Source organism: Paraliobacillus salinarum (assembly GCF_014083865.1).
In the GTDB taxonomy this organism is placed as follows: Bacteria; Bacillota; Bacilli; order Bacillales; family Amphibacillaceae; genus Paraliobacillus; species Paraliobacillus salinarum.
Window position 1 is genome coordinate 148,111 of sequence record NZ_JACEFA010000004.1, and the last position, 24,365, is coordinate 172,475.

Annotated in this window: 20 protein-coding genes; 9 read left to right on the plus strand and 11 right to left on the minus strand. The window is 35.5% G+C overall.

The features are described from left to right. Positions 1–33: 33 nt before the first annotated feature. From HP569_RS06150 to HP569_RS06200, 11 genes are all read right to left on the minus strand, one after another. Positions 34–1,773, minus strand: a complete 1,740-nt coding sequence (locus HP569_RS06150; RefSeq protein ID WP_182200282.1) for a glycoside hydrolase family 35 protein — start codon at positions 1,771–1,773, stop codon at positions 34–36. 66 nt (positions 1,774–1,839) lie between these two features. Further along, positions 1,840–2,481, minus strand: a complete 642-nt coding sequence (locus HP569_RS06155; RefSeq protein ID WP_182200283.1) for a YesL family protein — start codon at positions 2,479–2,481, stop codon at positions 1,840–1,842. Between the two features lie 126 nt (positions 2,482–2,607). Continuing rightward, positions 2,608–4,674, minus strand: a complete 2,067-nt coding sequence (locus tag HP569_RS06160; RefSeq protein WP_182200284.1) for a beta-galactosidase — start codon at positions 4,672–4,674, stop codon at positions 2,608–2,610. A gap of 58 nt (positions 4,675–4,732) precedes the next feature. Further along, on the minus strand, positions 4,733–5,554 hold the full coding sequence (locus tag HP569_RS06165; RefSeq protein ID WP_182200285.1) for a carbohydrate ABC transporter permease: 822 nt from the start codon (positions 5,552–5,554) through the stop codon (positions 4,733–4,735). Then, on the minus strand, positions 5,539–6,471 hold the full coding sequence (locus HP569_RS06170; protein ID WP_182200286.1) for a carbohydrate ABC transporter permease: 933 nt from the start codon (positions 6,469–6,471) through the stop codon (positions 5,539–5,541). Before HP569_RS06170 ends, HP569_RS06165 begins: the two co-directional genes overlap by 16 nt. A gap of 223 nt (positions 6,472–6,694) precedes the next feature. Beyond that, on the minus strand, positions 6,695–8,053 hold the full coding sequence (locus tag HP569_RS06175; protein WP_182200287.1) for an ABC transporter substrate-binding protein: 1,359 nt from the start codon (positions 8,051–8,053) through the stop codon (positions 6,695–6,697). 353 nt (positions 8,054–8,406) lie between these two features. Continuing rightward, positions 8,407–10,008 carry a response regulator transcription factor gene (locus HP569_RS06180; protein ID WP_182200288.1) on the minus strand — a complete coding sequence of 534 codons (1,602 nt, stop codon included), beginning with the start codon at positions 10,006–10,008 and terminating at the stop codon, positions 8,407–8,409. A gap of 2 nt (positions 10,009–10,010) precedes the next feature. Further along, entirely contained in the window at positions 10,011–11,795 is a 1,785-nt protein-coding gene (locus tag HP569_RS06185) for a cache domain-containing sensor histidine kinase (protein WP_182200289.1), read from the minus strand. A 416-nt stretch (positions 11,796–12,211) separates the two neighbouring features. Beyond that, positions 12,212–13,237, minus strand: coding sequence for a lysozyme inhibitor LprI family protein (locus HP569_RS06190; protein WP_182200290.1), 1,026 nt, complete (start codon positions 13,235–13,237; stop codon positions 12,212–12,214). 261 nt (positions 13,238–13,498) lie between these two features. Continuing rightward, a complete protein-coding gene (gene rlmH / locus HP569_RS06195) occupies positions 13,499–13,978 on the minus strand; it encodes a 23S rRNA (pseudouridine(1915)-N(3))-methyltransferase RlmH (RefSeq protein WP_182200291.1) in 480 nt (159 codons plus the stop codon). A gap of 89 nt (positions 13,979–14,067) precedes the next feature. After that, positions 14,068–14,634, minus strand: a complete 567-nt coding sequence (locus HP569_RS06200; protein ID WP_182200292.1) for an LOG family protein — start codon at positions 14,632–14,634, stop codon at positions 14,068–14,070. Positions 14,635–14,993: 359 nt separating this feature from the next. Here HP569_RS06200 and HP569_RS06205 point away from each other — a divergent pair, with 359 nt between their 5' ends. The 9 genes from HP569_RS06205 to HP569_RS06245 all read left to right on the plus strand — a co-directional run bounded on the left by HP569_RS06205 (position 14,994) and on the right by HP569_RS06245 (position 24,292). Further along, complete coding sequence (locus tag HP569_RS06205; protein WP_182200293.1) at positions 14,994–16,265, plus strand: M20/M25/M40 family metallo-hydrolase; 1,272 nt, start codon at positions 14,994–14,996, stop codon at positions 16,263–16,265. 12 nt (positions 16,266–16,277) lie between these two features. Beyond that, entirely contained in the window at positions 16,278–17,066 is a 789-nt protein-coding gene (locus HP569_RS06210; RefSeq protein ID WP_182200294.1) for a DUF3100 domain-containing protein, read from the plus strand. After that, on the plus strand, positions 17,066–17,557 hold the full coding sequence (locus tag HP569_RS06215) for a hypothetical protein (protein ID WP_182200295.1): 492 nt from the start codon (positions 17,066–17,068) through the stop codon (positions 17,555–17,557). Before HP569_RS06210 ends, HP569_RS06215 begins: the two co-directional genes overlap by 1 nt. Positions 17,558–18,018: 461 nt before the next feature. Further along, positions 18,019–18,402 carry a GNAT family N-acetyltransferase gene (locus tag HP569_RS06220; protein WP_425501831.1) on the plus strand — a complete coding sequence of 128 codons (384 nt, stop codon included), beginning with the start codon at positions 18,019–18,021 and terminating at the stop codon, positions 18,400–18,402. 6 nt (positions 18,403–18,408) lie between these two features. Then, positions 18,409–18,939 carry a DUF5412 family protein gene (locus tag HP569_RS14425; protein ID WP_246366949.1) on the plus strand — a complete coding sequence of 177 codons (531 nt, stop codon included), beginning with the start codon at positions 18,409–18,411 and terminating at the stop codon, positions 18,937–18,939. 193 nt (positions 18,940–19,132) lie between these two features. Next, positions 19,133–19,753, plus strand: coding sequence for a YesL family protein (locus tag HP569_RS06230; protein WP_182200296.1), 621 nt, complete (start codon positions 19,133–19,135; stop codon positions 19,751–19,753). Positions 19,754–19,775: 22 nt separating this feature from the next. Further along, positions 19,776–22,034 (plus strand): AraC family transcriptional regulator, encoded by a 2,259-nt coding sequence (locus HP569_RS06235; RefSeq protein WP_182200297.1) that lies wholly within the window; start codon positions 19,776–19,778, stop codon positions 22,032–22,034. 346 nt (positions 22,035–22,380) lie between these two features. Continuing rightward, entirely contained in the window at positions 22,381–23,367 is a 987-nt protein-coding gene (locus HP569_RS06240) for an ABC transporter permease (RefSeq protein ID WP_182200298.1), read from the plus strand. Positions 23,368–23,380: 13 nt separating this feature from the next. Continuing rightward, the gene (locus HP569_RS06245; RefSeq protein WP_182200299.1) at positions 23,381–24,292 is read left to right on the plus strand and encodes a carbohydrate ABC transporter permease; all 912 of its coding nucleotides are present in this window, start codon (positions 23,381–23,383) and stop codon (positions 24,290–24,292) included. Positions 24,293–24,365 lie beyond the last annotated feature (73 nt).

Below are 24,365 nucleotides of genomic sequence, written 5' to 3' on the forward strand. Positions count from 1 at the left end.
TTACTGTTTTATACTAAGCTTACTTAAGTTTGGTTAACCCAACCTAGGACAATCCGTTAGCGCGATATCCGTCTTCGTTGTACCTTCTATTTCAAAAATTATCAGTTCATTTTTGCCTTGATTTAGTAATGGACCTGGTAAATATAATGTTTCTTGAGGTCCTTTATTCCAATATCGACCCAAGTTAAAACCATTGATGAAGACAACACCTTTTGTCCAACCTTCAAGGTCAACAAATGTATCACCGGTGTCATCAATCGTAAACGTTGCTTTATGGAATGTTGGACCATTCGATTTGTTTACATTTGAGAACCTTAAAGACGATAAGTCATTAAGAGGCAACGGATGGATAGTCCAATGATACAAAAATTGGAATCCTAACCTGACTCCTTCTGTCACGCCTTTATAATCTTTCAAGTAAGGACCGTAATTGATTCGTCCTAAATTCTCCACAAAAATCTTAAGTTCCGCACCTTCTTTAGGTATATCAATCTCTAGTGATTTAGGATCCCAGCGCTCAACGATTCCTACAAACTCATTACCCAAAAAGACAATCGCTCGATCGTGAACGTCTTGAATAGTTAACGGTGTTTTCTTTCTCGGACCTGTCACATGTGTTTGATATAATACAAAGCCATAATCTTGATCTAATTGTTCCATCGTATCAGGTGTTGTTCGGCAAACCGCTTCTGATAAGTCATCTAGTGAGTCAAATAAGCAAGCTCGTTCAGTCACTGGCGTGCGACCATAATGCATCTTTTTAATTTCTTCCGGTAATTCTAAAGGTGGTAAATCCAGATGTTTTTCTAATGTTTTTCTCACTTCATAAAACTTCTCTGTTGGATCTCCTGATTCACTTAAAGGCGCATCGCTATCATAACTTGTAATAGTCGGTTCGTATTGGTCAAACTTTAAAGCGCCATTATAAAAGCCGAAGTTCGTGCCCCCATGGAACATATAGAAGTTAACTGACCCATTTTGACTTAGAATATCATCTAGGGTATTAGCTACATCTTTTGCCTCGCGCACATGATGGTCTTTTCCCCACTGATCAAACCATCCATTCCAAAATTCCATACAGACTAATGGTTTATTTGTTTGATATTCCCTCAGTTTATTGAATGACCCCGTCGCATCAGAACCAAAATTTACGGTTTCAAGGACATCTGGAATCATCCCGCCTTGAAGCATGGGATCTTCAGCTCCATCAGAAGTAAATAATAAGACATCGATCTCTTGTTCAATCAGTTTATTTTTAAGCGCCGTTAGATAAGCCGTATCATTTCCATAGCTACCATATTCATTTTCAATCTGCACCGCAATAACAGGGCCGCCATTCGTACAAAGTAAGGGTTTGATAAGTGGCAATAACACATCATAATACTTGTACACGCGATCTAGATAAGGCTGGTAAGAACATCTTAGCTCCATGTTTGGATCTTTTAATAACCATGATGGTAACCCGCCAAACTCCCATTCCGCACAAATATACGGCGAAGGTCTCACTATAACAAACAACCCGATCTCTTCAGCTATTTTAATAAATTCAACAAAATCTGCTTGATTAGAAAAATAAAAGTGATCGGGTTCTCTTTCATGAAAGTTCCATGGAATATACGTTTCAACGGTATTAAAACCACATGCTTTTAGCTTTAATAGACGATCTTTCCAATACTCAGGTACGACCCGAAAGTAATGAATAGCCCCTGAGATAATCCTTACTTTTTTACCCTCATAGATGAAATTTTCACCTTCAATTTTAAAAGTTGCCATGATGTACGCTCCTTGATATTGATTTAGAACTGGAATCAGAAGATGACTCGTGAATATTGAAACACGTTATTTTTTTTGTAGTAAGCTATTTCCTTTTTGCTCAATTTTAGAAAAAGCACGATAAGCACTATACATGTCCAGGTAACCAAATAAACTGATGCCAAATAAGATGCCGACACTTGGGAAAAGAATTAAAAGAAAGCCTAAAATAGCCCCTACCGCTAGGAAACCAATCACTTCAAGGGGACGCATTAGTGGAATAACCATACTATATTTAATAACTTGTAGGCGTTTTTTTAAGTCATAATGGACAAAAACAGGGAAGACAAAGAACAATGAGATAATCAAAACATAAAATATCATTAAAAACAGATAAAACATGATTTGAAAAATTAAGCCTTCTTGTGATTTGAAATAGACTAAATCAAAAAAGAGAATATAGCCAACGCCAAAATAAAACAGCCCGAAGATATTCGCTTGAATAAAGTGCTTCTTATAAGCTTGCCAAAACATTTTAAAAACAGAGACATCTTTTTCTCCCATCAACCATTTCCGCATCACAACAAACATAGCTACAGTTGCCGGTGCCCAGCCAAACACACCTAATCCCGCTACCGTCAAAAGAACCCACAGTCCATTCACATATGCAAAACGTGAAATCCATTCCGTTGCCCTATATACGCTTCCTTTTAAACTCAATATCCCCATGTAAATTCTCCTTTGTTGAACAATGACTCCATCGATAAGTTATTGTGACATTTAATAAAGTTTTGGGACTATAAACCTGATGATTTCATCGGTGACAGTCCCGCATTAAATTTTACGTATGCACGATTACTTTAAGCTTCTTTCAATAACTTTCACACCATAGCTTTTAAGAATAAGTGTGTCAGATATCTCGTCGTCATCTAAAATATTGGTATAACCGATATCTGTTAGATTGATTGTGGTTTCTTCTTCATTAAAATTCATAATGAAGATATACTCATTCTCGCCATCTGTTCGACTATGTGCATGCACACCTTTTGGTAAGTCTTTTTGCAGTACTCTTTTTACACCCGTTTCATCAATTAACTTTGTCAAAAAGTCATTGTAAAACGGTCTATCATTTCTAGACGCAACATAAAAGGCTTTTCCTTTACCAAATGCATTCACTGTTAGTGCTGGTCTACCCGCATAAAAGTCCTTCGTATAATAGGCAAGTGCTTCAGCGCCTTCTAGATGAATTAAATCGCACAATTCTCTTGCGATATATTCTCCGTCAAGACCTAATCTGTTATTGTCGTTCATTTTCACACCATTTGTTTGACCATCGTGCAGACTATCAATCTCTTCTGAACGAATACCAAGTGTTTGACGTAATGGTCCAGGGAAGCCATTTAAGAAACATAGATCAGTATTATTAACGATACCAGACCAATACGTCGTGACAAGAATTCCACCTGCTTCAACAAATTTCTCTAGTCTCTCACCTACACCTAATTGCATCATATAAAGCATAGGTGCAACAACGATTTTATATTTCGAAAAATCTTTATCCATCGAGATCACATCAATATTGACATGATTTTCCCATAAAGCTTTGTAGTAATCAAAAACTGTTTCTTCATAGTTGATGCCTATATTACGGGGGCCTTCAGCATCTTTAACAGCCCAGCGGTTTTCTGTATCAAATATGACTGCCACTTCAGCATCAACCGTGGTACCAACAACTTTTGTTAACTTCTCTAAGGCCGCACCTACCTCTTGAACATCCGAAAAGACACGATTGTTCTCCGCACCATAATGATCTACAACAGCACCATGGAACTTCTCATTGGCTCCGCGGCTTTTGCGCCACTGAAAATATTGAACCGAGTCCGATCCATGCGCGACAGCTTGTAAGGAAGATAATTTATGCATACCCGGTCGTTTTAGTTTGCTCACATCTTGCCAGTTTGTCGTACTTGGTGTACTTTCCATTAATAGAAATGGCTGACCATCTTTAAATGACCGAAACATATCATGGTTAAAAGCAATCCAGGCAGCTGTATCGCTTTCTTCCATATTTGAATGCCAGGCCGGATAAGAATCCCAACAAACGAAATCAAGTTCTTTGGCGAATTTCGCATAATCCAATTGATCAAATAACAGCATAAAGTTCGTTGTACACGGTAAATCAGGGTTCGCTTGTTTAAGTGCGTTCACTTCATGACGATAAAAATCAATCGTTTGATCGGTTACAAATCGCTTCCAATCCAGATTCAAGCCATGCAACAACGTTTCACCATGTGGTGCAGGTGATTCGACTTGTGAGAAATCTGAATACGTGTGACTCCAAAACGCTGTCCACCAAGCATGATTGAGTTGATCTAAACTTTGATACTTATCTTTTACCCAGTCCCTAAAAGCTTGTTGGCAATATTCACAATGGCATTCTCCGCCATACTCATTGGAGATATGCCAGCCGATCACAGCTGGGTGATGGGCGTATCGCTCTGCTAACTTTTGATTCATGATAGTCACTTTTTCACGGTAGACAGGTGATGTATAACAATGGTTATGGCGATGCCCGTATAAATTCCGTACGCGATTCGGTCCTACACGCAGTACTTCTGGGTACTTCTCTGCCATCCAGGCTGGACGTGCACCACTTGGTGTGGCTAAGTATACATAGATGTCATTTTTCGCAAACTCATCTAAAATATGATCAAGAAAATCAAACGTAAATTGACCTTCCGTTGGCTCAAGTGATGACCAAGAGAACATACCCATCGACATCACATTACAATTTGCTAACTTCATCAAGCGAATATCTTCTGCTAAAACGTCCGGGTAGTCCTTCCACTGTTCCGGATTATAATCAGCTCCGTGCATCATCTTAGGCACTTTTGCACTTACAGCATCAAACTTTTTTATCAATCCCATCACCTGCTTTATATATAAAATATTGTTTAAACACTATAATTTAAACGGATGATTAACCTTTTACCCCTGTCATTGTAATCCCTTCAATAAAGTATTTCTGTAAGAAGGCAAAGAGCGCCATCGGAATGAGTACAATGAGACAGGATCCTGCCATTTGTAAGGCATAGTTTTGTCCGGCTTCTAATTGGAAATACTCCAACCCAACAGTAACTAATTGTTTTTCAATATCAGATATAAAGATAAACGGGTTGACGAAATCGTTCCATGTCCAGATGAACGTGAATAACGTCATTGTAATGAGTACCGGTACGGATAACGGGATCATAATCCTAAAGTAAATACCAAAGTGCGAGGCCCCGTCAATAATAGCTGCTTCCGATAAGTCCTTTGGAATTCCCATAAAGAATTGCCGTAATAAGAAGATAAAGAACACATCAAATGTCGCAGGTAATATAATCGCCCATTGCGTATTGTTTAAGCCCATTACGCCGTAAAGTAAGAACCGCGCTACAATCGTTGTATCTTGCGGAATCATCATTGCACTTAAAAGAAGTAAGAATAACAACTCTTTTCCTTTAAACTCAAGTCTAGCAAAAGCATAAGCTGCCATCGTGACAAACACGCCACGAAAGATAACTGTTAAAACAACTACTCGGATTGAGTTCCAATACCACTTAAAGTAGTATTCATGATTAAATAATGTTTCATAGTTAAATGTAAATATTTCGTCTGGAATAATATTCAACGGATTAATAAATACATCTGCGGGGGCTTTTAATGAGGCTGAGATCATGAACACAAACGGAATGATCATCAGCAAGCCAATGGCTAACATAAAACCGTTAAAAGATACTTTTTTTAGTAATGAACCCATCGTTTTTGCCCCTTCCATTGAATAATTGTTAATACAAGCACGATTAAGAATAGAACAATCGCTTGGGCTGATGCGTAACTATAGTGATTTAACGCAAAAGCTTCTTCATAGATGTTTAACGAGATCACACGTGAAGCATTACCAGGACCACCATTAGTTAGCATCCGAACCGTTGCATAGTTTTGGAATGAGCCAATAATACTCGTCACTAATAAGAAAAATGTTGTTGGTGAAATCGATGGTAGCGTCACATGGAAGATTTTTTGCCATTTATTTGCTCCATCAATAACAGCTGCTTCATAAAGTGATTTATCAACACCCTGAATGGCTGCTAAAAAGACAATCGTTTGGAAAGCTAAACTCTGCCAAACGTTAATGAGTGCAATTGTCGGTAACGCTGTATCAACACCGACTAACCAAAGCGGTAAGTTCTCTATACCTAACATAGCTAGAAATTGGTTGACTGGACCATTGGTTGGGTTTAAAAGGATGGACCAAATGAGCGCTACCGCAACAACGTTCGCAACATACGGCATAAGAATCATAGTTCTGGCAATACCTCTTAAGGCAAAGGTTCTATTTAGTAACAGAGCTAACAGAAAGCCAAAAATCATGACACCAGGAACATAAACGAGTGTATATTTAAAACTTTTCACAAATGCACTAAGGGCAATTGGATCATCGAAGATTCTTAAATAATTTTCAAAACCAATAAATGATGCGTCACTTAATGGCTTTAATGTGTTGTAATCCATGAAGCTTATAACAAAAGAATAAATAATCGGAAAGATATTTAGCGCTAAAAAACCAATCATGAACGGTAAGATAAATATAATAGCCGCGCCTTTTTCTTTATAAGGCATAAGACGAATCTTATCTAAAAGGGAACGTTTTGGAGCTGTTGACGTACTTTTCATTGTTGTTGCCTCCTATCGATAAAACTTCACTTCACAAGTTATATCTAGTCTATTTTCGGATTGCGATCTTTATATCAGCAGTGATAGACACAAGATTTTCATGTTTTTTTTCGCTTTTTAAGAGAAAAAACGCGGGTTTGGTTCTATTACCAAGCTGCGTTTTTTCCCTTTAAAGCTTAAAAACATTTATGCTTACATCTTAATAAATCAACCTTATGCTTATTTACTTGTTTGTCTCAGCATCCTTAATCGCTTTGTCTGCACGCTCTTTAATTGCTTGTACGGTATCTTCCAAAGATTTTTGACCAACTAAGTACAGTTCACCTTCTTGTAGAATGATACTTCCGTATTCTGCCGCAGCTGGTCCAACAATTTTCTCATCAACAAAGCCAAGCTCATTGTTGAAGAGCGCATTATTCATTTCTTCAGCTGTTATTTCTCCATTAACATCTTCCGAGAATTTTTGGAAGTGTGCAGCAATTTGATCTTCTGTTAAATCAACGCGTGCTGGTAAGTCACCAGTATATTTGTACTGGTTTTCAGCCATCCATTTCACAAATTCATAAGCTTCTTCTGGGTGTGCAGCACTCTTATTAATACCGTATCCAGAATCAACACCAAAGTTATTGCTTCCTTTACCATCAGCTGGGACTGGTAACTGTGTCACGCCAACTTCCCAATCACGTGGATACGTTTCTTGGTCTACAAATAGACTCGTATACCATGTACCGATAAAGTGCATACCATAGTTACCTGACATGAAGCCATCCCATGATAATTTGTTTGATTTATACTCTAACCAGCTTGGTTGAATTTCATGAACATTACCTAAATCACCAAAGAACTTAAGTGCTTCTGCAAATTTAGGGTCGTCATAATTAGACGTGCCATCTTCTTTGTAACCTTCAACTTCATATTGTCTTGCAAGCATGTATAAGTAATTATCGTAATCTAACATATAAGAACCATAAATCCCATTGTCTTTATCATTTAGCTTTTTAGCTGTTTCAATATACTCATCCCAAGTCCATTGTCCAGATGGGTAAGGAACACCTGCATCATCAAATACTTTTTTGTTGTAGAATACTGCCCATTTACCTGCTTGATAAGGCAATACATATGTTTTACCTTCTTCATCTTTTCGTAGGAATTCACCATAAATGCTATCTGCATCATAGCCATCTTCCGCCATAACGTCATCTAATGGTGCAAGCCATCCATTTGACATATACTTTTGAATTAAAAGAGGATTTGTTAGACGAATAACGTCAGTGTCATCACCCGTAACAAGTTGCACATCAATTTTCTTGAATATTTCAATACCATCGCCAGGTACAACAATTTGTTCTACTTCGATGCCTGTTTCTTCTGTGAAGTCTTCGTACATTTGTTGTACTTTTTCTTCTTCACTACGTTTAGCATCTTCAAAAATAGTAACTTTTCTTACGTCATCATTGCTTTCCCCGCTATCACTTGAAGCATCTGAATTACCTGATGTATTTTCATCAGAACCACAAGCTACAACGACAAACATTAATACTGACAATAAAAGTGCTAATACTAACTTCGCATTTCTTTTCATCAACTACCCCCACCTTTTGTTTTAATTGAAAACCCTTACATTTTTATTATATAGACGCTTTCACCTGGTTGACATGCAATATATTATTGTGTTCTTATCTTTTTTAATCCAATTTCGAAAGCGGCTAACTTGATTTTTTCTTATCCTGTCATTTTTTACGCTATCTTTACTTTTTTTGTGCTAGGTTTAATTAAACAGGTAATCGAATGGACATATACTGGTCCGACGAAAATCATTTATTATGCTAAATCACTCACTCCACAACAAAACCACCATGTAGGACCCTACTTTGTCCATAGGTGGCTTTAAATTTATTATCAAGTATCTAAATAATTCGTTCAGGCATGAATTATTTATTCTTGTGGCTTTGAGCGATAGCGTCGTGGTGAGACACCCGTATTCTTTTTGAATACCCTACTAAAGTAATACTCATTATCATATCCAACCATTTGTCCTACTTCGTAAATTTTATAATCGTGTTCTCTTAAATATATTTTGGATTGATTGATTCTAATTTTAGTTAAATAATCAATGAATTTTTTCCCGGTCTCTTTTTTAAATAAGTTACTAAGATAAGACGGAGATAGATTCAAATAGTTCGCGACACTTTCCAGCGTGATGTCTGTTGCATAATTTGCCTGAATATAACGTTGAGCTGAAGATATTATTCGAGAATTTTCATTAAGTTCTTTTTGTTCCTTATTCCAATCTTTATAAATGTAAGTTAGCCATTTCAAGAAATCAGATTTTCCGGCCATTTTATCAATCCATTTTAATTGTTGAGCCATCCAATCAGAAGCAACCTTACCTTTTCTATAAGAGATAAGATATATAATTGTGGAACAATACCCTTTTAATATTTCCATAGACACTGCTTCTGTTTCTTCAACCTTCGTCCTGATAGTTGTTAACGCTTTTGAAACATTCGCATTTTCATGTAATTTGATAGAATCACCTAAAAGCTCCAACTCTTCATTTAGATTGATCGCATGTGTTACCATGTTTAATTTACAAAACTCACTATGATGCATAATATCTTCTTCATTTAAAGACATTTGATATTTATGAATGTCATGGACTTGTTTATACGCCGCATGGATTTGATCACACGTGTTTACTGGATGACTTACCGAAATTGATACTGAAAAATTCAAATATTGTTTGATGGCATTTTTTATCGTATGTGCTAAATGATCGGCTCTTTCTATCGATTCTTCTTCTGTCATTTCTTCTTCAGAATATTGAATAACAACAAACTCTTTTGTTTTTGTGGACAAAGCAAAGGTGAATTTATATTCAGAAACAATTTCATTCAACATATTTAAAATCGCATAGTTTAAGACGTGAATTTCTTCGTCTTTATATCTTTCGTATATATCCATACTATCTGTATAAAACATTAGACAGACAACCTTGCCGTCTGGTAGGTTTAAATTAAGCTCATCTAATCTTTTTTTATACTCATAATCCTTTCGAATCCATCCGTATAGAAGATCTTTAAAAAACTTGTCTTTAAGGTGCGTTTTTTCCTTCGTGTCATTTCGCTTTCGTTCAGGTTGGCTTTTCACTGACTTCTCTGACTTTAATGTGATAGTAATTTTCTTTAGCTGTTCTAACAGTTGTCCAGGTTGTACTTCTAGTTTAATTAAATAATCACTCGCTCCACTTTTTAACGCTTCTTTCACATATTCAAAATCATTAAAGGAACTCAGCACAATAAATTTGGTCTGGCTATTATGTTCTTTAATCTTTCGAATAAGTTCAATACCATTTAGGACTGGCATCTTTATATCGGTAATAATAATATCAACATGATTATTCATATAAAAATCATAGGCTTGTTTGCCGTTTTCTGCTTCTCCAACGACGGTAAACCCATGTTCTTCCCAAGGAATGAGTGATTTTATACCAACTCTTGCTAACATTTCATCATCTACAATTAATACCTTATACATTGTCAGTCCTCCACTTCTACATCATCTTTTAGGCTATGACTCCTTATCAATGGATAGATTATCTTTATTTCAGTAAACATACCGACCTCGCTTTTAATACTTAATCCATATTGCTCGCCGTAGGTCAGCTTTAGTCTCTCATCAACATTACCTATACCTATACCGGCCAACTCAGACATTTTCATCTGAATCGCTTCAATTTGTTGTTTATCCATTCCAACTCCATCATCCCAAACATCAATCACAATTAAGTCGTCTTTTTGTTGGATAGCTATAATGATTTTACCTGGTCCTTCCTTAGGTTGGATTCCATGGAAGATCGCATTTTCTACAATAGGCTGTAGCATAAACTTGATACACGAGGTCGTTAGTAGATCAGGTTGAATATAATATTCAACATCAAACTTATTGTTATATCTTAACTTTTCAATGTATATATAATCTTTTAGATAGTCGATTTCTTCTTCTAAGGTTGTGAATTGTCCAGGTGATTTAAATTTACTTCTTAATAACCTTCCTAATACTTCTATCGCTTCTTGAATTGGTTCTACTTTTTGAATAATGGCCATCCAGCGTATCGTATTTAACGTATTATATAAGAAGTGTGGATTAATTTGTGCTTGTAGTGCTTTATATTCGGCTGTTTTTTTCTTTTCTTGTTCTTCAAGGTTTGTTTGGAAAAGTTCTTGGATCTGATCAATCATATAATTAAAGTGTTGATTCATTAACCCGATTTCATCATCCCGTTCGATGTCCGCTCTGGCTGTAAGGTCGCCGTCTTCAACCTTCTTCATTGTACTCGTTAATTTTTTTATCGGTTTCATGATGCTCGAAGAAACAAAATACCAAATGACCCCCGCTAAAATAAATGACACAAGAAAAATACCTGCCGTATACAAAAAGATCACCTTATTACTTTCCATTAGAGAGTTATAAGGAATTGTTTCAACCGCTAACCAATCAAAGCCTTTAATTTTTTTATGTGCAATTAATAATTTTTGACCATTTTCATCTCTTTCCACAAAATAATGGCCATCCGCATTTTGACGTATGGTTTCAATCCCTTTATACTCACGACCGACCACTTCGTTTTCTGAATCAAATACTACTCTATTATCATTATCTATAATAAATAATTGCCCTCCATCTTGTAACTCGATGTTACTAAATAGATTAGAAAAATATTGTGGACGAAATGCCAAATAAATAATCCCTAAATTTTCATTTGTTGATTGGCCTTTGATTGATCTAGCCAAACCAAGAACATTTTGATCTTGTACTCTATATTCAGCTAAATTATTGTGTGTCCCTAACCACATTAATTGATTATTTGAGTCTTTGATTTCTTTAAACCATGCTTGTTGTTGAACTTTATCAATATTAAGGGTACTCACATCATCACCATATAAAAAATTGTTACCGCTTTCACTAAAAACAATAAGAGAAGAGATATAAGCAAATATATTGGTGTTAATCGAGTAGTTGTCCAATTCTTTGTCAACTTTTTTTACCCCAACATAAAAATCTGACGAGCTCGTATAATCTTCCATCAGTACCTCTCTGATAACAGGATTTGCAGCAATATATTTCGTCAGGTTTTCCCATTGTTTTAATTCTTTTTCAATGTTATTTGAAATAAAACTCAAATTCTCCACAAAGGAATCACTTACTTTTTCCTCGATCAAATGACTGGATAAGAAATATGTTGTCAAACTGATTGCAGTCGTAGGCAATATTAAAACAAAAAGAAAAGATAAAATTATTTTTTTCAATATACTTTTCTTCATTTTATACACCTCCTTCTTTCAATAATTATCTCGTATGTATAATAAAAGTTAATATATCTAACTATTTATGCGTATGCTCTTATATAATAATTTACCACGTCGGTCAATGGCTTCTTGAAAGTTGTTGTATTCTTACAAGTAATGTGTGTTAATACAGATGTCACTACAATAAAGTCAGATGTCTAATAGTTTTGTAGCATAAAAAAGGAGCACCTCGCTAATCTTTTATATTGATAAGAATACCAAATTAAAAAGATTGTGGGTACTACCTACAGTTATAATATGAGGTGTATATGACCTTACTAACCTACCTATTGTCTTTAAATCATTGATGCTATAAAAATCTAAATAATAAACAGAGTTAATGATCGCAAAAGCTAACGTTCTAATTTAACATCTAATTGACTCCGAATTGTTTAAAGAAAATTTTCAATTAAAAAGTATGTTCTTTCTCTTGTAGTGTTGGTTAACACATCTTTTGCATCAAATTGATCGCGAATTTTTTCGTGATGTGCATCTTTTTCTTGAACCCACTTAATTTGTTTTTGTTTTAACAGTTCAAAATTATCCTTATCCATTGTCTCGGATAAAACACCCCATACTTCATTTAGTAATCCATCCCAAGCATCAAAGTAATCTCCATAAGCACCGACCGGAACGTCACCTTTATGTTTCTGTTCAATATTTTCATCTATTATCCTTGCCTTATGTGCATATTTGTCTTTCAGGTTACTATAACTGGGAGACTTTCTTTCTTGCTCTCTTTCATACTTTGCTTTTTCTATCATATCATCCATCGCACGTATACTACTTGAATATTCACGAGATTTGATGGGAGCAGCTAATAAGTTTAACCGCTCTTTGGCTTCTCCTAATTTTCCCTCCTCAACCAACTCCATAATATAATCTGATTCTGTATTAAAATTTTCTAATTCAGCATCACTTATTTCTTTTGTTTTTTCATCAGCTTTCACTACACCTTCTTGTTTCTTCTGTTCCTCTTGTTCTTTATCTCTTTCAGCCTCTTTTGCTGCACGCTTCTCTTCTTCCGCTTCCTCACGTGCTTTGTCTTCTTCAATGTTGTCTATCCTAATAAACTTAGCATTTTCTATTGGTTCACCCATCATTTGTACAAGCTTGATCGTATCTTTATTTTCAAAATAGCCCTCAAAGAAAGGAATTGGAACTCCGTCTTCCGGATTTATAATTTCTATCATGAAAGTATCACTTTGTGTCTCTGTCAGTATATATTCAGCAGTTATAGATTCAGATCTATTTATTAGTCTCTCTTCACTTATTTCTATGTATTGTCCTGTCTCACCATCAGCAACTGCTTTCCAAATCCCTAAAATTTTCCCCTCTGTAGAACCGCCACAAGCTGTCAAAATAAATACAGCTACAAGAAAAATTAATAAGAATCCCCATTTTTTTCGCAACGCCATTTTCTATCTCCTCATTTCTGTTGTATAATTTTCTAAATATGACTAGTTCTATTATACCTTTTTTTCAAAAATATAGTAGTTTATAGTCTAAAGTTATCACTACTTTTTTCATATATTTTATTTGGATAGATTATGCTTGTTTTAAAAGAGGATATTAAGTCTTCTGTTTGTGAATTTTTTGTATTCTCAACGTAAACGTCAAATAGCCCAGACCTATCACATTCAGGTTTGGGCTGTTTGACTATTTGTACTTATTTATTGTTATTTGTGGTAAGGTTCATTTCTATTAATCCGAAAACTCCGATACACCTGCTCCACCAACACCAACCGCATTAACTGATGCGGCAAGGTCATTTTAGAAAAGGACAAGGCAAAGTCGCTACGTTTCCGTACCGCTTCACTCAATCCAAGTGATCCACCGATTACAAATGTTACCTTGCTTTTTCCGTGTGTAGCTAATTGATCCATCTGCTGTGCTAAACCTTCTGATGTTAGTTGTTTACCCTGAATCTCTAAGGTCACGACATGGCTATCAGCATTAATTTTTGCAAGGATTCGTTCTCCTTCTTTATCCATTACTTCTGTCATTTGTGCTTCACTTAGTTTTTCTGGTGCCTTTTCATCAGGTACTTCGATTAATTGAATCGTTGCATAGCTTCGTAGTCGTTTGACATATTCCTCGATACCTTGCTTCAAGTATTTTTCCTTCAATTTTCCGACGCTTATAATGGTAATATTCATAGGCTTGTCCTCCGATGATTGCTTCGAATTTCCTCTTTAATTTTTACTTTTCCCATTTTAATCGATAGGTAAGAAACATCACTCTATCGTTACGCCCACTTATTAATAGCTTTAGGCTGATAATCCTTCAATCGTTCAATCAATGTCTTAGAATCATCCTCTATTACAATCAACTCTTTATAACCTTCTTTTACAAAGCCCTGTTCGGTCATATGGTCAAACAATGTCATGATCGGTTGGTAATACTGATTAATGTTAAGCAGTGCGCATGGCTTCTGATGATAACCTATTTGCGCCCAGGTGAATACTTCAAACCATTCATCTAATGTTCCGGTTCCCCCGGGTAGCGCAATAAAGCCATCAACATAGTCAGCGATCATCGCTTTTCGTTCATGCATGGTTTTAACGATATGTAATTCTGTCAGTTTTTCATGGGCAATTTCTACACTTTGTAGCTTTTCAGGGAGCACACCAATAACTTTTCCACCTTTTTCCAACACACCATCTGCTACTGCACCCATCAAACCAACATTCGCGCCTCCATATACGAGTTCAATGTTTGCATCGGCTAAGCAATTACCTAATCTACGTGCTTCCTTCATATAAATTGGATCGTTGCCTTCGCTTGATCCACAATAAACGGCTAAACGTTTCATCTCTTTTCCCTCACTTACTAATTTATTTATGATTAACACTTGTCTTTCTGTGTATTCTAAATATATGTCATTTATTCTAATACAAGATCAACATAAGTGAAAGATAGCTTACCCTTAAAAATAGAATGCCATTTTCTTTTCTTCCTACAATTGAATAAGTTACCTAAATGTTCCTTTTCCGTTTGTTCTCCCTTATTTTTGAAATGAATTCGTTATAAAATTGATTAAACACGAACATTACTATTGGTTTTTTGTTGGAAAGTTCGAAATTGCATTGACGAGTTATGTCGAATGATGATATAAATAATACTATTAGTTTGGCTATAAATTTTTTAAAATACAACGAGGTGATGACGCTAATGAATTTCTCCAAGCAATATGATGCTATAAAAGAAATAGCTGATCAGATCTATGCCAACCCTGAATTAGGTTATAAAGAAACGAAAACGAAAGAAACGATTATCAATTATTTAAAACAAGTAAATCCAAAAATTCAACTAACTGATTTCAGTACGACTGGTTTCCGAACGACTTTAGGTAATGAAGACAAACCTCTACATATTGCTTTTATTGCAGAGCTTGATGCGGTATATGCACCGTCACATTTCCGAGCAGATCCTGAGAATGGTGCAGCACACAACTGCGGGCACTACACACAGGTTGCGATTGCACTGGCATTATATCAACAGCTGTTTGAAAGTAAAGAATATGAGCAATTTGATTACAATCTTTCCTTTATCTTTGCACCAGCAGAAGAATATTTAGATTTACCATATAGAGAAAAGCTTCGTGAAGCAGGAACGATTGAACATTATGGTGGTAAGCCTGAAGCGATGCGTTTAGGTGTATTCGATGATATTGACTTGGCTATTTGTGTTCATGCAATTGGCGGAGAGTTCGATAAACGCACGATTGAAATTAATTGTGATTTGGCTGGATTTTTATATAAAAAATATCACTTTAAAGGCAAAGCAACACATGCTGGGTTTGATCCATTTTCTTCAGTGAATGCGTATAATATTTCTACTTTGTTTAATACAGCAGTGGGATTGTCTCGTCAACAGCTTGATGAAAAAGAGCAAGTTCGTATTAATCCGATTGTGATGGATTCAGATATGTCTACGAATGTGATTCCGAATCATATTACCGTTGGGACGGATCTTCGTACACAGTCTGTTGACTATATGAAGGAAGTAGCAGAGCGTTTGGATGCTGCTGCAACTGGGTCAGCTCATGCATTAATGGGTGAGGTTGCGATTGATACACAAATGGGCTACTTACCATTTAAACAGGATCATTATTTATCTACATTCGTGGCAGCTGCTTTTGAAAAGAACAGCACGATTGAAGAGATGATGAATAACAATGCGATCAGTGCGGCTGGTGATATCGGCGATCTATCTTATATGATGCCATGCATACAAATTGGGTACAGCGGTTTTACTGGCACAATTCATGGTGATGATTTTATTGATGTCGATCCAACGTTTATTTATGACGAGTTTCCTGCATTTTTAGCTGAAGTTTTTAATGAAATGAATGGAAAGATCGATAAGGAAAAATTATATCGAAGAACATATCAAGATTACGTAGATTTAATTACATCCATTACAGACCAACAGGAGAAATAGGAGGGTACGTAGATGAAGAAGAATTTTGTTTATTTATTAATCTTTGCCGTATTAGTGATTACAGCTGCTGAATGGATCGGTTTTCAAACGATTACGATTGGGTCCATTTCGATTACCTTGCTTCCCTTAGTTTTTGCTATTTTACTTACGATGTTTTTAGCTATTAAGGCGTTTCGTGTTGGATTTATGAAAAAAATCTACAGCAAAGAAAATGTTGGGTTTGCTAGTAAGTATCTTATTTTCATTATGCTTCCGCTTATGGCGAGATACGGCGCGGATGTTGCCCCTCAAATTGGAGAGATACTTCAGGTTGGTTGGGTATTTATCATTCAAGAGCTTGGTAACTTAGGTACTGTTCTGATTGGTTTACCGATTGCCGTTTGGTTAGGATTACGCCGTGAAGCAATTGGTGCGACACTTGGTATTGGGCGTGAAGGCGAATTAGCTTATATCTCTGAAAAATATACCCTTGAATCAAAAGAAGGGCGCGGTGTACTGTCTTTATACATTATTGGAACATTGTTTGGTGCGTTATTCTTCAGTGTGTTTGCGCCAATTTTACTCGATTTGGGGATACGTCCAGAAGCATTAGCGATGGCCGCTGGTGTGGGGTCAGGTAGTATGATGACTGGTGCTGCCTCAACATTAGTAGCACGATTACCTGAAATGGAAAGTACGATATTGTCTTATGCGGCTGCTAGTCAGCTATTAACAAGCTTTTTAGGTACCTTTACCATGATCTTCTTAGCGGTGCCGTTACAACAATTCATGTACAAACTTTTGGTAAGAGGTGATCGATAATGGAGAAACGCTTAGGCTTAAACCAATACGTGAAATATGCACTTGTACTTTTGCTTAGTGTCGGGTTGATTTTATTTACTCAAGAATTGAAAGTGCTGAAATATCCAGATAGCACACCAGTTACCGGCATGACGATTGCTGGTCTTGCTAGTCTATGGTTATTTTCAATGATTGGTATCGGCATTTCTAGTTTATTAAGTAATTCAAAGATTGGTTTTATTCGAAATTTCCCTATCCTTGGTTGGGTATCAATTACGTCATTGATTATGTGTCTGCTGTTCGACTTTTTCGTTACAGCGATTCAAGCGGTCGATTTCCTTTCGATAACCACGCCGATCCTAACGTTTGCTGGTATTTCTGTAGCAGATCGTTTAGTTGATTTACGAAAAACCTCCTGGAAAGTGGCGATTGTTGCCGTATTCGTCTTTGTCGGTACGTATGCCGGCAGTGCGTTATTGGCACAATTCGGTCTAATGCTCGCAGGGAAATAAGATTTTTTGATGAGACAGATGATGATGTCATGGGATTGGGATTAAGGTTGGTCTATTGGTTTTTAAGTTACCGCTACGAGCATTTATAGCCGTTAACGGGCATTTAAGATCGGTTTAAGTTACCGTTTGAAGGCTTTTTTTATACGAACGGGCACTTAGAGGGCGTTTAAGTTACCGATTTGGACAATTTCTCCCATGAACGGGCACTTAAAACCCTCTTAAGTTACCATTCAGGTCACCAATCAGCCAAAACGGTAACTTAGCCAAAACAAAATAATAATCTTCTATAAATTAGAACGCACACAATATCAGATTACGATGTTGTGTGCGTTATTTCGTATATACACCAAACAATATATGGTAAAATGATAACTAACCATTTAACGGGAGGCTGATTCGTTATCGAACAAATAGCGATAGAAGTGTTAGAGACGGAAGAAGAACTTCGGGAGGCTTTTCCAATTGTGAAGGAGCTTCGTGGGCATTTGGATGAGCAAACATTTTTAGCGTTAGTACAGGAATCACAAGTGAAAAATCAATATCAACTATTTGCACTTTATGATAAAGGAAAAATTGCTGCTGTTATTGGATTTCAGCCAATGATTACACTTTATTATGGGCGGTTTGTTTGGGTTTGTGATTTAGTTACGACAGCCGATGAGCGATCTAAAGGATATGGGAATCAATTGTTGCGCTATGTAGAGAGTTGGGCAAAGGAACGAAAATATCAGGCGATAGCATTATCATCCGGATTACAACGAACAGATGCACATCGGTTTTATGAGGAGAAGATGGGATACGACGCTGTTAGCTACGTGTTCAAAAAGGATTTAGGAGAGGAGTAGTTAGCCGTGATTAAGAAAACAGCAAATAGCGGGACCTATGCCATATTGCTGTGTTTCCTCCTTGTGGTCCTGCCCTTTATTGTGAAATATTATTCGCATTGGGATGTTGCATTACCAACTAGTCTAACATGGGTAATCTGTGTGCTTACTTTTATTTACACAGTGAATAGTTTTTTTGTTCAAACGACCCTACGCGGAAAAATTATTGGTTTCCTCGCTATTCTTATTACAGGACTATTTAGTATATTAGTTGGTTTATGGTTGTTTTTTATGGCATTTGGTCTAGGAAAAGAATTACTCGATACAACAACCTCTCCTGATGGAAAATACACCATCGATTTTTATCTAATCAATGGTGGTGCAACAACATCTTTCTTAGTGACTGGTGAATTAGATGGTCCATTGTGGACAGAGAAAGAAGTGTATCATCAATACAGAATGGATCAGGTGACATTCGAATGGATCAATAACCATACGATTAAGATTAACAAACGTACATTAGACTTAGCAAAAGGCGAAATCTATCGTTTGCCATAAAAAAACAAGTATACGCAGAACGATTCTTTTATAATTTAAAACGCTGATATAGTAACAAGACAATTAAATTGTTTACTTAAATTCCCTAAAGTCTGATTGACAAACATTCGACATTTTTTTAAGATTAAAATTAACCGCAAAATGGTTGCGTTTTCATTTTGCGATTTATCATCATGAATTGCAGGTGACTATTATGGAAAATTTAAACGGTGCTTTTAAATGGTTTTATGATGGGGGGAATTGGCTGTTTAAGCTAATGTATCTTCATTTACTATGGGTGGTTTTTACATTGGCAGGATTGATTGTTTTAGGACTTTTTCCTGCAACGGCAGGTGTTTTTTCTGTTATCCGAAAATGGGTTGACCGAGATTATGACATTTCTATCTATCAAACGTTTATGGAAACATATAAATCTTCGTTTCTTAAAATCAATGGGATCGGTTATATAATGGTCTTTATTGGTTTGTTCTTGCAGTTTGATTACCTTATTTCGAAACAATTAGTAGGCTCTCTCTTTATACATATTATTCTACTTATCTTTATTTTGCTTTATTTCCTTACACTTTTTTACTTGTTTCCGTTGTTTGTTCACGTTGAGTTGAAACCACTTCAATACATCAAACAGTCTTTATTCTTGATGCTTGCTAGTCCATTACATTCCTTTGCAATCACCCTTAGTATTATTGTTATCTATTATCTATTTGTCTTTCTTCCTGTTGTATTAATTATGCTAGGTGTACCTCTAGTAGCCTATCCAATGATGCATTTATTCCACCATGCATTTAATAGAGTTCAACAGAAAAAATCGGCTTGAATTTGGAAGGAGGATTGCGAGGGTGCAGCTGAGAAAAAGATTACAATCCAAATTACTTGTTAAATATATTTTGTCCTATTTATTTGTTTTTATTGTTCCTTTTACCATAATGAGCTTCATTGTCTATCAAAATTCCATATTAGGGCTTCGAGAAGAGGCGACAGACTCCATTCAAAATAAAATGAAGCAAGCAGATCGTTATACGACTGAACGTATGAAAGAGCTAGATCAATTAGCGGTAAGAATGGCAAATGACTTTAACTTGACTCCTTACATGATTAAACACCCTTTTTACAGTAAAAATGCAATTAATCAATTACATAACTATAAGGCAAACAGTTCTATTATTGATAATGTTTTTTTATATTATCAAGATGACCCTAGAGTTTATTCATCTGAAGGAACAGCTACACTTTCTACGGTCTTTGAACGTGTACCTCCATTTGATGAATGGTCTAAAGAATCGTTTGAAAAAAGTATAGAATTTACAACAAGTCTTATGTATACAGGAGAAAGTGAACAGTCAACGAATACGCTTCTATCTTTACATCCAATACCAAACGGTAATCCCCATCCATATGGTGCGGTAATGTATACGATAAAAGAGTCAGCACTTGTCGGGCTAATCAGTGACGTTTTAGGGGATTTCAAAGGAAACACATATATTCTTGATTCATCTAACAACATTATTACAGCATCAAGGTTAGACGATAGTATAACGAATAAAGCAATACAGTCACTAGCAGAAAATAAGGAAACCAACGGAGAAATTAACTACAAAAACGAAAAATATCACATGAATATAGAACATTCGGATTACAACAACTGGAAAATAATTTCTCTCGTTAATGTCACCGAATTTAATAAAGCTTTCTTCAAACAAAAGTTATTTAATTATTCCTTACTCATTCTCCTGTTATTATTAGGACTTGGTATTGCAATCTTATTTGCAGACAGACAATATCAACCTATTAGAAATCTATTTGAAAAAATGAATTTTAAAGAACGAACCAAAGAAGCCAATCAAAATAATGAACTAAGTACGATTAATCACGCCATCTCAGACATTTATAAAAGTAATCAAGCACTCAATGATACGATTGATTTACAAAAGCCTTTTGCTCGTGATCAAATGTTGCTTCAGTTATTGAAAGGAGACAATCTAGAGCAAATACAAGAACATAAAGAGTTATTTACTATACTAAATATTGAAATGTATCATAACGCTTATTTCGTCATTATTCTAAATGTGATACCTGCAACAGATGAAAGCGAGCAGCTTAAGATTCAAGCAGACATGTTGTCACAATTAGAAACGAAAGCACTCGTCTCACTTTCTATTCATCCAATAGATCTCTTTAATAATGCAATAGCATTAATTGTGAGTAGCGATTACACCGTAGAACAAATTGTTGAAAAACGCGAGGCAATTATTACGGATATCAAAGATTTTATTCAGAAGAAAACTAAAACAAATCCGAGTATAAGTGTTGGAAGTCCGTATCCTAAAAAGAGCTTAATTAACCGCTCCTATATTGAAGCACTTGCTGCAATGGATAATTATCAGCCTTCTGATCCTCAAGGTACTGTCTCTTACTTTGAGAATCGAACAAAAACCGAAACAGAGGGAATTAATTATCCAGATGAGGATCTTGTAAAATTAACTCAAAGTATTAAGCACGGAAATAATGATGTTGCAAATGAAGTTATTGATACCATTTTTAAAGAGCTTCAACAAGCACAGCTAGAAGGAACATATTTAAAGGCAATCTACTTTGATATTATAAATACTGTTCTGAAAGCTATAAATGAGTTGGGAATTTCTAAAGACATTGGAGATATAGATAAACTAGTTCACTTTGGTAATCCAGAGCAACTAAAACAAAATCTCAAAAAAACTATTGCGAAAGCTTGTAACTTAATTAATACCAAGAAAACCAAGCTCAATCAACAATTATTTGATGATATAACAACTTATATTCGTCAAAACTACAATACCTATCATTTAAGTCTTGAGAATATGGCGCAACATTTTCAACTGTCTATCCCATATTTGAGTAGATTTATAAAGGAACAATTTGGGGTTACCTTTACCCAATATGTTTTTTCATTAAGGTTAAATGAGGTGAAAAAACAATTACTAACTACAGATAAATTAATTAGAGATATTATTTTAGAGGTAGGATATAGGGATGTCTCTAACTTCAACAGAGAGTTTAAAAAAGTTGAAGGTGTAACACCAGGACAATATCGTAAACTAAACAAAGCTGACAAAAAATAAATACTTTTAGTTTTTACCGGTGTATATGCTTGTGATATACACCGGTTTTGTTTTGCGTCCTCCTTTCTTCTTTCTTTTTCTTGTTAACGTTGTTAATCCAATGTGTAAATTTTAATCTTTCATGTGTACCAGTATGATAGGCTTTATATCACCTTTATTAAGAATTACATATAAAGATAAAAATCACATACTAGACAACAGCAAAGGCCTTTTATGTAAACGCTTTATCAAATTACCTTTATTTCATTTTCTTTTTTTTAGTAGCGTGTAATAAAAAACACATATTGAGCAAGTTTCTCCTCCATGGTGTAATGTAAGCACTTACAACAAAAGGAGGGACGACCATTTGAACAATACGGCTAACACTTTAGAAAAAACACATCAACCAGCACCAACACACTCAAAGAAATACTATCGAAAAAAAAGATGGAGAGAAACAAGAAAAAAAATACTACTAAATTGGCAGTTGTATATTTTGATCTTGCCAGCATTTCTTTACTTCTTTATTTTTCATTATCTTCCTATGTACGGTATTCAGATTGCTTTTAAAGACTTTCTACCTGCAAGTGGTATCTGGGAGAGTGAATGGGTAGGTTTTGAACACTTTATCCGTTTCTTTGATTCTTATTATTTCTGGGATCTTATAAAAAACACGCTTGGTATAAGTATTTATGAATTGATCGTTGGTTTTCCTTTACCAATCATCTTAGCTCTTTCCTTAAATGAAGCGAAGGATAATTTTTATAAAAAGTCAGTTCAAACCGTAACCTATGCCCCACATTTTATTTCCGTTGTGGTAATGGCAGGTATGGTAATTGCTTTTCTAGCTCCTACTACAGGTATTATAAACCATGCAATTCAGTTACTAGGATTTGATCCAATTCCATTTATGGAAGATCCTAAATGGTTTAAGACTGTATATGTTATGTCTGGTGTCTGGCAGAACACAGGTTGGGGTACAATTATATACTTAGCAGCGTTATCTGCTGTCGATCCACAACAACATGAAGCAGCGATTGTTGATGGTGCAACTAGATGGCAACGAATTTGGTACATTAATATTCCGACAATTATTCCAACCATGGTTATTCTATTAATTATGAACGTAGGTAACATCATGGCAATGGGCTTTGAAAAAATCTTGCTATTACAAAATCCATTAAATATGGAATCTTCCAATGTAATTGCTACTTTTGTATATCAAGCAGGTTTGTTAGACGGACAATATAGTTTTGCTGCTGCGGTTGGATTATTTAACGCCGTGATAAACGCTATTTTACTAGTTAGTGTAAACTACATTGCAAGAAAAACGAGTGAAACTAGTCTTTGGTAAAGGAGGTTTTAACGTGAATGCACATTCACACATAAACGATTTGAAAAGTGATCGAATATTTAAGTTTTTCAACTATTCATTTCTAACATTAGCCTTGTCGATTGTTCTCTATCCATTAATTTATATCATTAGTGCATCAATCAGTAGTCCAACAGCCGTTAACTCCGGTGAGATGTGGCTATTTCCTAAGGATATTACGTTTGAAGGCTACAAGTTGATTTTCGAAAATGATGCGATTTGGCGTGGGTATCTAAATACAATTATGTACACTGCACTAGGAACATCTATTAACCTGGCTGTAACACTTCCTGCTGCATATGTGTTAGGAAGAAAGGACTTTGTTGGGCGAAACTTTTTTACAGGTATGTTTGTATTAACCATGTTCTTTCAAGGTGGATTAATCCCTACTTATCTAGTTGTAAAAAATCTAGGCTTAATTGATACGATTTGGGCAATGGTACTTCCTAACGCGGCAGCAATCTGGAACATTGTTATCGCTCGTGTATTCTTCCAAAGTACCATACCAATTGAATTAGAAGAGTCTGCGAAAATTGATGGTTGCTCTAACTTCAAACTATTCTTTAAAATAGTACTTCCTCTTTCTGCTCCAATCATTGCTGTTATGGCATTATTTTACGGAGTTGGTCATTGGAATAGTTACTTTAATGCATTAATTTATATATCTGACAGAGCCTTATATCCTTTACAGATGGTGCTTAGAGAAATACTCGTATTACAAGATATGGCCTCTCAAAGTACCAATGTGACCGGTAGTATGGCGGAAGCAATACACAGTAAGCAACAATTAGCAGCAATCATTAAATATGGAGTAATGATTGTTTCTACTTTACCTATTATTATTGTTTATCCATTTTTACAAAAATATTTCGTTCAAGGTGTAATGATAGGTTCTCTAAAAGGTTAATCATACACTCGTATTTTAAGGGGGTGATCGAAAATAATCTAACAGTACGATACACTAAAACATTAATGACAAA